The organism is Vibrio sinaloensis DSM 21326, assembly GCF_000189275.1.
Lineage (GTDB): Bacteria > Pseudomonadota > Gammaproteobacteria > Enterobacterales > Vibrionaceae > Vibrio > Vibrio sinaloensis.
Window position 1 is genome coordinate 185,347 of the sequence record NZ_AEVT01000058.1, and the last position, 16,645, is coordinate 201,991.

Genomic DNA, 16,645 nt, shown 5'->3' on the forward strand with positions numbered 1-16,645 from the left:
TGCTCACTCTATCTGACCATGACCGATCAGCAACTTGAATTCGAACACATCTACCTTGAAGTCCGTGCACAGCGCTGGCAGCAAATCGAACGATTCTTGTTTAGTTACTACTGTTACCGAGAGGGGTTTGTCAGCGCAAACAACAAGCCTGATTGGGAAAGCGCTCGTCAAAACGCGCCTCGCTCAACAGCCGTGCGAAATCAGCAAGAGGCATGCTTAGAGCCCGTGGTACCGCTCAAGGCCGTTGTCGGCGAAATCAAACGCTATTGGCGTGATGGCGAACTAACACCGGCCTCATTACAGCGAATTCTCGATAGCCTAGTTCATTACGTTTCACTCAGCCAAGCAGAACTGGCGAGCCTAAAGAAAGCTGGATTGCATAACGCAATGCCAGCTTCTTGGTATCAAAGTGAAGAGAAGTTACCGGTAGCGAGACTCAACGCCATCAACTCGACCTTAAATCAGCCTTTTGATCAGAACTCGTAGAACAAGCGAACACGAGCACCAAAATCATCTTCTTCATTAAAGATGTCTGAACGTGCTTGGCTATCCAGATCGTTTGTCACAGAGGTGTAGTAAGAGCCAAGTAATACTGAAAAGTTTTCAACATCCAACACATCACTGAACTCATACGACGCATACCAGGTAGACACATTGACATCGCCATCCGCCCAACCAGAGAATTGTTTGTTTTCATATTGGTTATTTGCGTAAACGTAGCCAACTCCTAAGCCATTCCAAAGCGCGTTAATCCCAGTAGACAGGTTGTTCTCGTCCACCGCATCTAAGTAAGCGAAGTTAAGATTGATCGACAAATCATCTTTAGTCCAATTACCCGTTAAGCCGTAACCTGTTCGATCAGAGATGTCTACGCCATTTGCGACTACAGCATCTGATACTAGGTTCGTCTCCATCGATGCTGCAACTTTGAAATCACCCATTTGGTAAGCCACCACTGGGCGAATCAAGAAGGAATCTTTACTGCTATCAATCGTTTGACCGTGGTAAGTCCCGCCATCGGTACCATCACTGAACAGATTTGAACGGTCACCAATCATAGAACTCAGTTCAAGGTATAGGTTTCCGAAATTTTGGCTATACATGATCTGGCCATCAGAACCACGTCCGCGTGCCTCTTTCATTTGGTAAGTATACGCGGAACCATCCGTATACAGTTCATTCGATGTGTCACCCGAGTATTCGAGGAAAACATCGAGTCCAACTGGGAACATATCGTAAGCTTCATAGCGACCAGCTTTGATTGCCCAACCGTCTTTCTTACCAAATGCAAAGTAAGCATCATCCAAGGCGACATTACCCGTGCTTTCAAATAGCGGCTGCGCCTTTACAGCGACAAAGTGACCATTGCTGGTGTACTTTTCTCCCGCAAATTCGATCAGAACACGACCATCTTGGTTGAATTCTTGCTCGCCTGAATCATTCGACTCTCTATCTTGATAATTAAAGTTCAGCTCGACGTTACCGCCCACTGAAAAATTCCCCTCCTCAGTATCAATAATACTGATTCCGGCATGGACAGAAATCGCAGTTGATACAAGCATGGCTGCAAGCGTCAGTTTAAATGTGTTGTTCATGTTAACCCCTATGGTCAATGTTTTATTATTGGTTTGTGCTCGTCGGCACTTGGTCTTTTCTGGACAGTGAAAGGACAATCATGTCGATGCGGTTCTGCTCGAAATGTGGGGCTATTCTTACTCACTAGTTTGACAAAAAACAGAATGCTAAACCGATTTTGCAGCCATAAATCACAATTTATTGATAAGATTATTAACCTTTAAATATCATCAACTTACATATAAAAATTGCTGCATTTAGATATTTTGATATCAAACGCTAGGAAAATGTGAACTCTGTTGTTAATTGGTCGAAACCATCATCGACTAGAAAATCATAATCACGAGGCATGACTGTCAACGATGTGCCCTTTTAGGCACTACTTAGGTTTCCCGATGTGGTCAAGCTGAAAAAGCCACCCCCGAGGGTGGCCGATATAGAAGTAAATAAAAGGCTGTGACTCAACGTCGACAGATTTAACTGGATGAAAGCTGAATAGGTGCTAGATAGTGGATAACCCCCGATGCATTCGCAATACGTAACTGTGACATGTCCTGAACAAACAGACGCGAAGTAAACACGGTTCGACCATTATCAGCGAAAATCTCGATGCTAGAATGATCGACAAAGATCCGTATGACCTGCTCGTCTTGAGCGCGTTTTGCATAACGAACAGTACCAAACTGCTCGGCATGCAGTTGCGACACGTTGCTCCTATCAAGGCAAAATTCAGAGCTCGACCCGCTAAACTGTAAGCACTCTTGTAAGTCATTGCCGAACAACACACAAAACTCCCCTTTTACCTCTAGCTCCAACTCAAAAGCCGGAGAGATGAGTCGCTGCTTAGGGGTGAGTGGCAATGAAGTTTGACGCAGTGCAGTGAGTTCCGTTAAAGGTTGTTGCAATAAATACTCACCTTCGACTGTTAGTTGTCGAGGTATTGTCAGCATGTGCGCCCAATAGTTTTTATCCGTAGGATATTCACTTTTTGAGTTGCCCAACCAGCCAAGGAGAATTCGTCGCCCTTGCTCATCTAAGTATGTTTGTGGCGCATAGAAATCGAAACCTTTATCAAGCTCATGCCAACCCGTATGGGTGTAGGTACATGAGTTGAAATCGATTGGATTGCCGATCATATAAACAACAGAGAAGACGTTGTTCAGATCGTATTTGCTATCACTTGCTACACCTTGGGGAGAGAAGATAAAAATGCCCAAATCATCTTGTTCAAAATAGTTAGGGCACTCCCACATGTAGCCAAAATCTTCGAGACCAATATCGATGTTACCTAAATGCACAAAACCGTCATTGCGAAAATTGTGGTACGCCGCAAGCTTACCTTTTCCATCCACCCCTTGCGCGCCCACTAGCATGTAGTGTTGGTCGTTTTGTTCAAGGATAATCGGGTCACGAAATTCATGAGTGTAATGTTCACGATTCTCTTCTACCAAAACCCCTTTCTTACTCACCTCTCCCTGTTTGTTCATTACAGCAAATGCTTGGGTCTGGTGAATTTCCCCCATTTGATCAATGCGATTGGCGGTGTAGTAAAGGTGCAGCTCCTCTTGCTTGGCTAGCGCGACCCCAGTATAACAACCTTGCAAGTCGTACTCTTGATCTGGCCACATCGCCACACCATGGTCATAAAAATGAACGAAGTCTTGGGTCGAGACGTGATACCAGTGTTTTAAGCCATGCACTGGCCCAAGTGGAAACCATTGGTAGAAAAGATGATGCTCACCATTGAAGAAACTCAAACCATTAGGGTCATTGAGTAAGCCATGTAGTGGAGCAATATGATAGCTCGGATAATAAGGGTCAGATTGAGCGAGGTTTTTAATTTTATCGAGATAAGACTGAGAAACTTCACTTAACCTAACCAAACGATTTTGGCGATTGGAAAAGTCCATAACGACTCCGAAAAGAAAACGCGCCCTCAAACGTGAGGGCGCAAAAGTGAACTAATTGGTTTCTTTGTAGAACAGCTTAGTGAGTATGAAAGCGCTACTGGCCGCGGCTAACATAACGACAATGTACATACCCAAACCTCCACCTAAGTAAAGCAACATACCAGGTAACATGGTCGCACCTGTCCCCGCGGAACCAATCCCAGCAATCGCGCCCAAGCAGCCACCAATAGCACCGCCAACGCAGCCATATAAGAAAGGTTTAACCCTTGGTAACGTGATGGCAAACATGGCTGGCTCGGTGATGCCAAAAAGCGCTGGTAACGCCGCACCAAACATACCTGACTTCTTCACTTTGCTGGTTTGCATCATCACAACTGCCATCGCTGCGCCAAACTGACCTGCAATGGCTGCTGTACCTAGTGGGTTGATGTAGTCAAAGCCAGTATCGGTCACCATAGCAATCGTGATCGGCACTATGGTGTGATGCATGCCAGTCACGGCCATAAACTGAATAGCCCCACCATAAATAAGACCACCAATGCCATAAGGAATCTGTAAGAAGTACAGTACTAACTCAGTAATCAGCTTCTCAATACCCAGTAATAGAGGACCAACAAACACCAAGCCTGCAATCAGCGAAATCAATAAAGTAATAAATGGTGTAAGGATAAGATCGAGGACTTCTGGCACGTATTTACGTGAGGTCTTTTCGACCATCGCCGCAAACCACCCCATAAACACAGCAGGAAGAATCGAGCTCTGTAATCCAGTCACTGCGATATCAAAGCCCATGAAAGGTATCATTAGCGCTTCAGCGTTGCCGAAAGCGACATCCCACTTACTGGCCAACTGTGGCGCTACCAGCATCAGCCCCAACACGATTCCTAACACTGGGTTACCACCGAATACCCGCATCGCCGACCAAGTCACCAGCACAGGAATAAAGATAAAGGCGGTATCGGTCAACACTTGAGACAATACAGTCAGTTGAGGAGACAACTCGACGCCAAAACCGTTAACGATAAGCCCGCGCAACCCCATTAACAGCCCCGTCGCCACCAATGCAGGGATAATCGCGACAAAGATATCAGAGAAGGTTCTTGTCACCGATTGGAATGTACTTACCTGTTCAGTTTTGGTTTTCGGCTTTTCGTCATCGATAACCTCTTCACCTTTTAATACGGCAAAGACTTTACCAACAAACCCCGTACCTAAGATCACTTGATGCTGACCGTTTTTTTCAAAGTAGCCGTGAACACCTTCCGTCTCACTAAGAGCTTGAGCGTCAACTTTCGTATCATCGACTGCAACGATGCGTAGTCGAGTCGCGCAATGACTCAACTGCTCGATGTTGCTTTCACCACCGAGCAAAGCCAGCACCTGATCAGCAACGACTTTTGGATCTCTTGCCATTTGTTTCCTCTCCTAAGAGCACAAAAAATAACAACCTGTATTCAACATGTATTAGATTAATACAGGTTAAATACAAGTTGAACTATTTTGTCGTGTTCAATGACCAATTATTGCGTCCAATCACAATTTTCATGGGAGTTCTGATTTGTATAAATACAAAAAAGCCCCACAAATGTGAGGCTCCGTTTACGCTCTGGCGGTAATTTCAAAGTCATACACACTGGATTTGTAGTAAACAATGGAATACTCATACACACGTTGTTCACTCAAGTAGTTTTGCGACTGGTTAATCAAAATAGGCTCTGAGGCTGGCACCGACAATAATGATTGAATCCGCTCATCTGGCAGCGCTGGAATCAGTTTCTGTTGAGTCTTGACCATTTGAATACCTTGCTGACTCAAGTAATCAAATTTAGAGCCGAGCAAATCATCATGATTGAGTGATGGCAAGATCTCTCTGGGAATATAAAACTCCTCATAAGAGACGACTTGATCATTCACTAAACGTCGTCTCGCCGCACAATTCACCCTAGCCCCCACAGCAATGTTCAACTTAGCGGCAATGTCTGCGCTAGCCTCAATAACCGTAAAAGAGTCGACCAAATTTTTAGCTTTGAGTCCTGATCCAGCGGCCTCTTGGGCAAAACCAGACATCGACAGAAAATCATGGCGAAGCTTAGTCGGTTTAACAAAGGTGCCTTTGCCTTTTTCTGCAAACGTGTAGCCCTGCTCATTAAGATACGCGAGTGCTTTACGGACTGTCACTCGGCTGACTTTTAGTTGTTCAACCAACTGATTTTCAGAGGGTAAACGGCTGCCCGCAGGAAACACTCCCTGATCGATTCGCTGTTTTAGGTCTTCGGCCACTTGCAAATAAAGCGGCAATGATTGGTGCGTATAAATGTCAGTCATAGTTTATCGTCGGTAGTGAATCTTTGCGGGAAAAGAGAGTCGCTCTGGTTGACGGTTTGGCTGATTCAATAACGCCTTGCCCTCGTCAAACAAGGCCTGAGCAATTAAATCGCAATCTTGTTCTACCGAGTCTATTTTGATCGGCAGGCAATCGAGGATGTCGTAGTTATCAAAGGTCGCGATTTGGATGTCCGCTGAAAGCAAATCATGCTCAGTCAGATAACGCAGTACTCCTTCAAGCAAAGAGTATGATGCCGTAAATATCGCCTGAGGCGCTTTCCCATGCTGCGACATGATCGTCGCCATCATCTCGTATCCAGAAGACGGCTGGTAATCCTTGTTCAATACATGCTGTGGCTGGAAAGCGATCCCAGCTTGATGCAAACCAGCTTGGTAACCAGCAAAACGGTCTTTACTCGGAGATAGGTCCATTTGACCACCAATATAAAAACACTCCTCAAGACCTTGTACCAAATGCGCAACCACTTGTTGCGTCGCGCTGGCGGAGTCGGTTTTGATATTGGTAAATACGCTCTCTTCAATCACGCGGTCAAAAAGAATGATCGGGGTCGTTTGTTTCACTTGATGAAAGTAGCTCTCGCTCGTTAACGAGGTGGCAATGAACAATACGTCAACTTGTCTATCCACTAAGCTTTGGATGACCTGTTTCTCCATTTCAGGATCATCGTCGGAGGACGCTATCAGTAGTTGGTAGCCCTGACTTCGACATAGTACTTCGAGCTTCTTGGCAATGGTCGCGAAACCCATGTTGGTTAAATCAGGAATAACAAGACCAGCAGTGTATGTCTGCTTCGATTTCAGTGCACGAGCATAAATACTCGGTGAGTAGTTATGTGCAAAGGCGATCGCCTCAACTTTTTTCACCGTCTCTTCGTTAATACGATGTTTTTTCGCGTGGCCGTTGAGAACAAAACTCACCGTTGATTTTGACACTCCCGCTAACTCAGCAATGTCTGCCAGCTTAAACTTTTTGGTGGTCATTCTTATCCTGTATTTACCTAGAGGTGTTTGACGTTCATCGCCCTATTCTACTGACCTAGAGAAAGATTTCTAACGCTTTACTAGGCGAACATGCCTTGGGATCCAAATTGAGATAAAAAGATCGCCACGGATCACAAAACGCTTCCCATATCGGCATTATAGCCTAAACGAACTAGATTGCTAAATCGTTTTAGCCTTATAATTAGCCTATCCTAATTGAAAGACTAGAGGTGACAATTATGAACAGAGTATGGGTAACAGGAGACGCTGTTGTTGACTTGATTCCAGATACGGAATCTACCTACCTTAAATGTCCAGGTGGTGCTCCCGCAAACGTAGCTGTGGCTATTGCACGCCTTGGAGGCCAAGCGGCTTTTTTTGGGCGCGTAGGCCAAGATCCACTCGGTCGCTTTATGAAGCAAACATTGACCGCAGAACGCGTAGACACTGAGTTTATGCGACTCGACGATAAACAACGCACCTCTACTGTGATTGTCGATCTTGATGATTCAGGTGAGCGTAGCTTTACCTTTATGGTCAAACCCAGTGCCGATCAGTTCCTTCAACTAGAGGATTTACCTCAGTTCCAATCGGGAGATTGGCTGCATGTCTGCTCGATTGCATTGGCTAACGAACCGAGCCGCAGCAGCACTCTTGAAGCGATGCGCCAAATTAAAGCCGCAGGCGGATTTGTTAGCTTCGATCCAAATCTGCGTGAAGAAGTATGGGCAGAGCCAGCTGAATTAAAACCTGTTGTCAGCCAAGCCATCGAACTGGCAGATGTGGTTAAGTTCTCTGACGACGAGCTTATGTTTCTTACTGAAACCAATACATTAGCCGCAGGTTTAACCGCCGTTGAAAAGTATCACAATACGTTAGTCTTGATTACTCAAGGAGCGAAAGGCGCACTGGTCGTATTCAATAACGAGCAGCGCTTGATATCAGGTCAAGCAGTGAAGCCCGTTGATACGACGGGCGCGGGTGACGCATTCGTAGGTGGCTTGTTAGCCAAGCTATCGCAACACAAGGATTGGGCGAACCACTCTAGTATTGAGGCAGCAGTTCAATGGGCGAACGGTTGTGGCGCTTTGGCGACAACTCAGAAAGGCGCAATGACGGCGCTGCCCAGCGAGCAAGCATTACTCGAATACATCTAACACCTTGCTCTAAACAACAGAAAGCCCCAAGTGATCATACTTGGGGCTTTTTTGATTGATGCGATTTAACTTTTAAAAGGTGCGTGGCTCGCATTCAAGCGCTTGATTCGCGCTTGCGTCGGTTTACCGTTTAATGAAATGCCCGTCGAATCTGGAGCCGTGAACACACGAGAAGTCATCACCGCTTCCCCACCATTAACGAACACTTCAACCGAAGAGCGATCAGCGAGAATACGTAGCTTAACGGTGTCACTGGTTAATGGCAGCTCGCGTATCGTATCCTGAGCTCGATTGAGGGTTTGGGAGCGATCCATTACTAACACTTGGTGCTCAGCATCCGCGGTTATGGTCAGCTTATGCTGGCTGCCTTCAAACAGATTTAATTGACTGCCCCACTCAAGCTCTAGGGTCAAATCAAAACTCTTAGTTTCAAGGTTATAAGCGCTATTGCTGAGCGTCACTGTCTGCTCGGGTTGAGCCAATGTTTCAATTTCTGCAACTGGCCATTGCACCAATTGACCATTATTTACCGATAACTCACGCATTGCTGTTAACTGGTGAATCCAGCCATTGTCTGCGGAAGGCTGGTCAATCTCATCCGGTAGCCCCATCCAGCCGCACATCACGCGTCGGCCATCAGGTGTCAACATGGTCTGTGGTGCGTAGAAGTCGAAGCCGTAATCAAGGTGTTGAAAATCCGACAGCTCCAGCCCGTTTTCGGTACTCAATGTGGCGCGGGCAATACCATTGTGATGGGGAATCGTGTTATGAGCAGAGAACGAATCGATGCCCTGTGGACCAATGACGGCAAAGCTAATCTCCGAAATGGTAAACAGATCCGGACACTCCCACATATAACCAAAGTCACCAAACTCTTGACCAAATACCCCTTCAAATTGCCAATCGAGCAAATCTTCGGAACGATAAACGGCTAGACGACCTTTAAGCTCGGTAGTTTGAGCACCGAGCAACATCAGCCAAGCGTCGTTGTGGCGAATAATTTTAGGGTCTCGGATATGCGGTGTTACCCCGTCGGGGAGCCCCTCGATCACGGGACCATGTTTGGTAAAATGGAAGCCGTCTTGTGAGATTGCTAAACACTGGGTGGTATGGCGATCGCGCTGCTCACCAATTCGTGTGTTTCCGGTATAAAACAGCATAAGTTGATTTTCATGACTCAATGCATGACCTGAGAACACGCCATGGGCATCAAACCAGTCAGAAGGTGTCAATGCGACAGGTTGCCACTGCCAGTTGACTAAATCAGCACTGGTAAGGTGGGCCCAATACTTATCCTTGTGCTGGCAAGCATGCGGATACCATTGATAAAACAGGTGGTACTCACCGTTATGGTAAATAAAACCATTAGGGTCATTGAGTAGGCCCTGTGGTGGTGAGATATGCCAGCTTGGTCTGTAGTCACAGTCTACCGGTTCAGCCTTAACGGCTAACGCGATTTGTTGCTGCTCAGCAATGTAACGGCCAATTTGCAGTAATGCCTCATCATCAAAAGAGTGAGTACGTTTAAACACCACTTGATGCTCACCAAGCACCTCCCTTATCGCAATAATTAGGTGACTAGTGCCGACTTGGCTCACCTCTTTGACCGCAAAAATGAGCTCATCATCAGGGGTTAGGACTCGAGTAATATTGTTTTTTCCACCGCAGAGGGAAAGATAGTGCTCAACAGACATTAAAACTTACCTAAAAATTGGGAACGTTTGCAAAACTACATGATCATGCTAAAAACTACAAGATATGACGTGTTGTTTATGGCGACAAGCCGTGATCCCACGCACAAAAAAAGCCTGATGATTCAGGCTTTCGATTAGGTGGCTAACGACACTGTTAACAGGTTTCTCTATCTACATTCTGGAATGTTAAGACCAACTTACTCATGACTTGGGGCTTACCTTCAATGAGCTCCAATAGCATCTTCGCACCACTTTCCCCTGCTTTATCAAAGGCATAGTTAAATGTAGATAAGCTTGGTGAGTTAATATAACCCAACTCATCATTACCAACACCTAACACCTTAACCTGCTGGCCCACTTCAATTCCCGCTTCTTGTAGGGCTTTAATCGCTCCGACGGCAATCCGGTCGGTGGCACAAAAGACACCATCTACGCTTGGATGCTCTTGAAGTATTTGTTTCATATTGGCATAGCCAGAATCGATGCTGAATTCTCCGTGATTGTGGAACAGAAGCGTTTTACTACCAGCCATGTTCAATGCCTGTATCAAGCCATCAGAGCGCAGCTTGTCTACCGCTAAATCGGAATCTGCCACACCAATAAAGCCAATCTGCTCACAACCCGCCGCCATTAATCGATTGCCCGCTTCAAAGCCTACCCTTAGGTCGTCATGAACAACGCTAGGAATATTGAACAGAGAGCCATCTTGTCCCACCAGCACAACGGGGGCTTGAGACTGGGATATCGCTTTAACCAAATCAGCATCGATGTGAGTCGCATACAGCACTATCCCTTCAACGCGCTTTTGGTTAAATAGTTGAATGTATTCGATTTCCCGCTCATTTGACTGCTGTGTGCTGGCCAGCAACACTTGTTTCCCAGCCCATTCAAATATGCGGCTTAAACCATCAATCCCCTGCGCCGTCGCGTGAGAAGAAACTCGAGGCACAATAACGCCAACCAGATTGGTCTTTTGTGATTTTAGGTCTTTCGCGACCTGATTGACCACATAGCCGACCTCTTCTACCGCCTTCATCACTTTTATTTTGGTGGCTTCTTTCACACCGTATTCGTTATTAATGACACGAGAAACGGTCGATTTCGAAACGCCAGCCAACTGTGCAACGTCATGTAAGCTTGCCATGAAGTGATCTCTTAATAAGTTATTGGGATTCTTTGCAAAAACTACCAGATTTGGGAACAAAATCCACTTTGCCCAAACGGTTTAGCAAAATATTTTAGCAGATCCATCTCACATAAAAACCTAATATGTTTTGACTGAATCTTATAGATCGCCAAAAATCCACTTTGCAAACGTTCCCAAAAAGTATTCAACACCTTTTTGAACTATTAACTAAATAAGCAAAAGATAACAACCGGGGTTTGGAATGAATTATCCGATTATTGCAAAAGAGCTGCTGGAGCTTCTTGGAGGTAGAGATAACCTGCAAGCGCTCGCCCACTGTGCAACACGCCTACGTTTAGCACTAAAAGATGACTCGATTATTGATGAAGACGCTATCGCTAACCTTGAAGGGGTAAAAGGTCAGTTTAAAGTGGCGGGTCAATATCAGATCATCTTTGGATCCGGCATTGTGAACCAAGTACATGCTGAAATGGCCAAGCTAACTGGCATGAGCGAAATGTCGACCAATGATGTGGCAAGTGCCGGTGCCGAGAAACAAAACATTGTTCAGCGAGCGGTAAAAGGCCTTTCTGACATATTTGTACCTATCATTCCCGCGATTGTTGCGGGTGGTTTATTGATGGGTATTTTCAACCTATTGACGGCTCAAGGCCTATTTATCGAAGGTCAATCTCTGATCGAAGCAAACCCAGGTTTGGCGGATCTCGCAAGTATGATCAATACCTTTGCCAACGCGCCATTCGTATACTTGCCCGTTCTACTTGCCTTTTCTGCTAGCAAAAAATTTGGTGGCAACCCATTCTTAGGGGCGGCACTTGGTATGTTGATGGTTCACCCTGATCTACTCAACGGCTGGGGTTTCGGTGGTGCGAGTGTCGCGGGTACCATCCCAACTTGGAACATCTTCGGTTTTGAGATCCAGAAAGTTGGCTACCAAGGCTCAGTGCTTCCGGTATTGGTCTCGGCATTCATTCTAGCCAAAGTTGAAAACGGTCTACGCAAGTTTATTCCTTCTGTATTGGATAACTTGTTAACCCCAATGCTGGCTATCTTCATCACGGGTTTCCTAACCTTCACACTTGTTGGTCCTATCACTCGTGATATCGGCTTCCTACTTGGTGATGGCCTAAACTGGTTATACGATTCAGCAGGCTTCATTGGTGGCGCTCTATTTGGTTTCATTTACGCACCGTTTGTAATTACAGGTATGCACCACAGCTTCATCGCTATTGAGACACAACTGTTGGCAGATATCGCAGTCACTGGTGGTACGTTTATCTTCCCTATCGCAGCCATGTCTAACGTCGCTCAAGGTGCCGCAGCACTGGCTGTAGGATTGAAAACGAAAGACACAAAACTGAAAGGCATCGCCATGCCATCAGGTGTAACGGCACTACTGGGGATCACAGAGCCCGCTATGTTTGGCGTTAACTTAAAACTTCGTTACCCATTCATTGCCGCGGTTATCGGTGCAGCAGCCTCTAGTGCCTTTATCACGCTATTCAATGTAAAAGCTCAAGCACTTGGTGCCGCTGGTTTGCCGGGAATTATCTCTATCGTACCAAGCCAAATCGGTTACTACATTGCAGGTATGGCAATATCATTCGCAGTCGCATTTGGTCTAACCCTAGTACTAGGAGCACGTGACAGTGCTAAAGCAGGGAAAACCGCAACCGCTTAGCACTAGACGATGGACTAGGACGGTCCCCGTAGTCAAAACATGTTTTTGACTTCTGCCCCACCACTGGTGGGGCATTTTTGCTATTTAAAAGGTACGGTTCTTTGCAGAAAAAAAGCTGGCGTGCTTTCGCTACGCCAGCTTTTAGTGTTTAACAGTGAACCCCGAATCCGTTCACCGCAAACCTTGGTTACTCTTCGTGGAACACCTGGGTCAGCTCAAAGACATCTCCCCAGATATCGCCTTCGTCGTCAGCTCCGATGCCCGGCCAACCGGTATCATTTGCCTTAGACATGGCTTTGACTGAGAGTGCTTTACCATTGGTATCCACAATCGCTAGGTAATCAATCGCTGTGATTTCTCCCGCAGTAATCGTGACCACAATGAGATCGTTATCGGTATCGACTGTCCAAGTAAAGCTGTAAGTGTCTGTCACTTGACCTTCTTCAATATCTGAATAGGTACCTGTACCGTCACTTTCAAAGCTATACTTCTCATCGTCAACCGCCATTTCAATGGTACGATCATCTCTGTCGAAGAACTCTCCACTAAAGTAGGCTTCGACACCTGACTGCTCGCGACAATCTTCGACAGCTTCCAGATACTCCTCAAATGAACCGGTTGTTAAAGGAACATCGTTAACGTCGTCCCATTCTGTGTTACCGATTTCACACTCTGCAAGCATTTGACCTGCAACATCGGTATAGGTATCTGTCCAAATTTCCCCATCTTCTGGAACAAAGTCCGCAATGAGATAGGTGCCTTCACTTTCAGAGAGAATCACATACTGATCCCAAACATCACTCGCGTTTTCACTGTCGCTCAGTACAATCTTATTACCATCTACAATGCTCCAAGCAAACTCGCCACTCATCACCGTATTACGGTAGTAAGTACCCGTATTTCCTTCCGCATCAAACTCAGTGGCACGTACTTCGCCACGACTGTTGGTACGCATTAGTGTTAGACCACGTACATCGTCATCAGTCGTCACAATGTCTTTGCCAGTACACGTTTCGTACTCAGCAATGGCGTCATCAAAGGTTTGCTGTGTTGCATCAGACTCAACTTCATCAAATCCACATACCGCTTCATCGATCAATTCAAACGTTTCAGACCAAATTGAGTTAACTAAAACGCCAGCATCATTGGTATAAGTCTCGAAGTGTTTGACTGACCAGACCGAATCTTCTTCGGCAGCAGCAAATACCGCTAACTCTTCACCTCCAGCCGAACTGGCTTCCGTCTCTTTGCCAACCAGCGCCCACTTCCAGATATTGCCATCTTCGAAGGTGATCACTAGGAAATCACCGTCTATCGCCCAAGCAGCATCGAAAGAGTACAAGCCGTTTTTACCAACATGGACCGTGCCACCTTCTACGAAGGTATATTGACGAGTGCTGTCATCACGTCTTTCTCGTTCAAAGGTGTTACCCACCAGCATATCCGATGTGATTGCACTTTCTAAACCACCACAACCTGCTATCGCTAGTAGGAAATCGTCATTTGTCGCGCCAAATTCAACATCATTAGCATGACATTCACCCAATGGAAGATCGAGGACGCCGACAATATCTTCTTTCGCGACTTCGCTAACAAAGAGGATTTCATCGTCTTCTAGGGCTTCACCGGCTTTCTCTACATGACCTTGACGAACAACGCCATCGTATTCAGCGAAGATAAACGTGGTGTTGTCTTCATCCCAAACGCCACCCCATGCCGTGATTGCGGCTTCAGGAACAGTGAACTCAATCAGCTCTACGCCAGCAACAGGGCTGCCTGACCAAGTCCCCGTCGCAACACGAGTCGCACTCATATCTGGGTCTTGTTCAGTCCAATCCATCAAGTAGTAATGAGCGGTATTGTCATCAAGTAGCTCTACTGCCGCAGCCATGTCGCCATCTCCGGACAAGTAGACACCAACCAGATCCCCAGTATTAGCAGGAGTATTGACGGAAATGTCCGTGATCAACTCATCAAGATCAGTGACTTTACCATCTGTCGCACCACCATCACCTTGGAACACGTAGGCTTCGCTCTCTTCCCAAAGTTGATAGATATCATCTTCAGGCGTCAGCGTTGCTTCGACTTCTTTGGCATCTTTGCTAAACAGCTTAGTGGTATCCGTAAATTCATCCCAGATCTCATCTTCGTTTGCGTAATCTGAAACGTTGCTGCCTTCTAAATCAGTCAGTGTGGCTGATACGGTATAACTCACCGTCGATTCGAAGTTGGTTGCGTAGGCATAGATATCTTCACCGTCAGAGAAGTCGATGGTGTATAGACCATCTAACTGCTGCCAACCGGTCGCCGTCAGTACGATGCCGCTGTCTTCATCCAGATCGAAGCTAAATTCACCGAAGCTGTTTAGCGTCGCAATGCCGGTTAAGTTCGCCATACCATTAGCAATTTCAAGCGTTTCAATATCGATGTAGCCATCCTCGATGTCACCATCAAAGATAAACGCCATATCTAAGCTATTGAAGAAGCTGGCAGATTGTCGATTTCCGCTTTCAACAACCGTATCATCGAGCGGTGCTGAATCGAACTGATCGTCCACGCCATCATCATCATCGTCAGGATCGGCATTATTACCGATGCCATCAAGGTCAGTATCTACCGATTCATTAGGGTCTCCTGGGAAGGCATCTTGCAAGCCATCGACACCATCACCATCGGCATCCCCTGCTTGGGTATTGTCATCTGGGAATTCATCGTCAAGGTCATCAACACCGTCACCGTCGCTGTCACCAGCTCTGGTTGGGTCGCCAGGATATTCGTCTGTCGCGCTATCTACGCCATCACCATCTGAATCCCCCACACGCTCAGGATCATCTGGGAACTCATCGTAGAGATCGTCGGTGCCATCACCGTCGCTGTCCCCTGCGCGCGTATCATCATTAGGGTGTTCATCATCGGTATCGTTGACACCATCGTTGTCGTCATCTAAGTCAGCGTTATCACCGATGTTGTCTTTGTCTGCATCGGCCCATTCAGTGCCATCGGTTGGGAACTCATCTTGTGTATCTAAGTACGTATCACCATCATCGTCGGTGTCAGCGTTGTCACCAGTACCATCACCATCAAGGTCGTACTGTTCGTTTGGATCATTATCGAAAGCATCGAGTATGTCAGGAACACCATCACTATCGCTATCCGTCTCAACATCTATGGTGTCATAATCTTCTGGGTCACTGTCGTTGACCGTTTTGATTGACGAAGAAACACTGTCAGCCGATTCAAGCAGAGAATCATCGGTACCATCAGCGGCGTCACCAAGGTCTTCCTCATCGTCAGGAAGAACATTTTGCTCGACAATAGTTTCTGCTGCGAATGCGGCGTCATCAAGGTCATCTTCAATAAAGTCGCCGAGTACATCATCCGCATCAATGCCTAAATCGTCGGCCACTTGTTGAACCGCATCTTGTTTCGCTTGTTCAATTTCTTCTTCAGTCGCGTCATCATCGGTAGTTTGTTCAAGAATGACGTGCACTAAGGTCGAGAGTGGAGTGACATCGGTCTCCCCAGCAGGAGCTGACATCACGTAGCCTGTTTCTACCGGGCCGTTGTCTTCATCGACCGTTTGACCAGGAATCGCTTTGACGACTACAGCGTATTGGCTTGGATTGGTGACATTAGACACATCCAAGTTAGCCACACCACCTGCACCGGAAGTCGCAGAAGGTTCATTATCGTCTTGCTCGAAGTCGCCGTCGATATCAAGCCACACTAACGCGCCGTTTAGATACCCATCTATTGCGGTTACACTGTAAGTACTACTGCCTGAGGAGTTTGAATCGGAGGAGGAAGAACTGCCGCCCCCACACCCTGTAAGAACAACAGCACTGGCCAGACCAAGGGCCAGAGAAATTTTGTTTAGTTTCATACCTATATCCATTAGTTTACCAACCAACACATATAAGCTAGTGCTAAATTGTTACATCTTCCATTTTGCGATCAATTGCATATTTTTAGTTCGTAAGTGTTATTGACACTATAAATACCCTTACTTTTCATAACAGTACATCAATTCACCAAAAGAATTCAAACGCTCAATTGAATTTATAGCATTTATATAATCACTTATTAATTAATGACTTACTAAAGTTAAAAATAATTTTAGTAAGTCATGATTTTTTGCCATTCATCACACTATT

Annotated in this window: 11 protein-coding genes; 3 read left to right on the plus strand and 8 right to left on the minus strand. The window is 46.1% G+C overall.

Features of this window, described 5'->3' with window-relative positions; all coding sequences use genetic code 11:
- The first annotated feature begins 18 nt into the window (after positions 1 to 18).
- On the plus strand, positions 19 to 486 hold the full coding sequence (locus RH45_RS09710) for a hypothetical protein (protein WP_008076586.1): 468 nt from the start codon (positions 19 to 21) through the stop codon (positions 484 to 486).
- On the opposite strand, the gene RH45_RS09715 is transcribed toward RH45_RS09710, so the two are convergent.
- From RH45_RS09715 to RH45_RS09735, 5 genes are all read right to left on the minus strand, one after another.
- Positions 474 to 1,595: a carbohydrate porin gene (locus RH45_RS09715; RefSeq protein WP_008076587.1), complete on the minus strand. Its 1,122-nt coding sequence runs from the start codon at positions 1,593 to 1,595 to the stop codon at positions 474 to 476. The two genes, RH45_RS09710 and RH45_RS09715, sit on opposite strands and share 13 nt — an antisense overlap.
- Before the next feature lie 456 nt (positions 1,596 to 2,051).
- Positions 2,052 to 3,485 (minus strand): sucrose-6-phosphate hydrolase, encoded by a 1,434-nt coding sequence (locus RH45_RS09720; RefSeq protein ID WP_008076588.1) that lies wholly within the window; start codon positions 3,483 to 3,485, stop codon positions 2,052 to 2,054.
- A gap of 51 nt (positions 3,486 to 3,536) precedes the next feature.
- Complete coding sequence (locus tag RH45_RS09725; protein ID WP_008076589.1) at positions 3,537 to 4,898, minus strand: PTS transporter subunit EIIC; 1,362 nt, start codon at positions 4,896 to 4,898, stop codon at positions 3,537 to 3,539.
- Between the two features lie 186 nt (positions 4,899 to 5,084).
- The gene (locus RH45_RS09730; protein ID WP_008076590.1) at positions 5,085 to 5,810 is read right to left on the minus strand and encodes a GntR family transcriptional regulator; all 726 of its coding nucleotides are present in this window, start codon (positions 5,808 to 5,810) and stop codon (positions 5,085 to 5,087) included.
- Between the two features lie 3 nt (positions 5,811 to 5,813).
- Positions 5,814 to 6,812 carry a LacI family DNA-binding transcriptional regulator gene (locus RH45_RS09735; RefSeq protein WP_008076591.1) on the minus strand — a complete coding sequence of 333 codons (999 nt, stop codon included), beginning with the start codon at positions 6,810 to 6,812 and terminating at the stop codon, positions 5,814 to 5,816.
- A gap of 239 nt (positions 6,813 to 7,051) precedes the next feature.
- On the opposite strand from RH45_RS09735, the gene RH45_RS09740 reads away from it, so the two are divergent.
- Positions 7,052 to 7,969 (plus strand): aminoimidazole riboside kinase, encoded by a 918-nt coding sequence (locus tag RH45_RS09740; protein ID WP_008076592.1) that lies wholly within the window; start codon positions 7,052 to 7,054, stop codon positions 7,967 to 7,969.
- Positions 7,970 to 8,034: 65 nt separating this feature from the next.
- Here RH45_RS09740 and RH45_RS09745 read toward each other — a convergent pair whose 3' ends face one another.
- Positions 8,035 to 9,663 (minus strand): glycoside hydrolase family 32 protein, encoded by a 1,629-nt coding sequence (locus tag RH45_RS09745; RefSeq protein WP_008076593.1) that lies wholly within the window; start codon positions 9,661 to 9,663, stop codon positions 8,035 to 8,037.
- A 154-nt stretch (positions 9,664 to 9,817) separates the two neighbouring features.
- Positions 9,818 to 10,807 carry a LacI family DNA-binding transcriptional regulator gene (locus RH45_RS09750; protein WP_008076596.1) on the minus strand — a complete coding sequence of 330 codons (990 nt, stop codon included), beginning with the start codon at positions 10,805 to 10,807 and terminating at the stop codon, positions 9,818 to 9,820.
- A gap of 244 nt (positions 10,808 to 11,051) precedes the next feature.
- Between RH45_RS09750 and RH45_RS09755 the strand changes: the two genes are divergently transcribed.
- A complete protein-coding gene (locus RH45_RS09755) occupies positions 11,052 to 12,491 on the plus strand; it encodes a sucrose-specific PTS transporter subunit IIBC (protein WP_008076607.1) in 1,440 nt (479 codons plus the stop codon).
- 187 nt (positions 12,492 to 12,678) lie between these two features.
- Here RH45_RS09755 and RH45_RS09760 read toward each other — a convergent pair whose 3' ends face one another.
- Positions 12,679 to 16,374, minus strand: a complete 3,696-nt coding sequence (locus tag RH45_RS09760; protein ID WP_008076609.1) for a hypothetical protein — start codon at positions 16,372 to 16,374, stop codon at positions 12,679 to 12,681.
- Between the last annotated feature and the right edge of the window lie 271 nt (positions 16,375 to 16,645).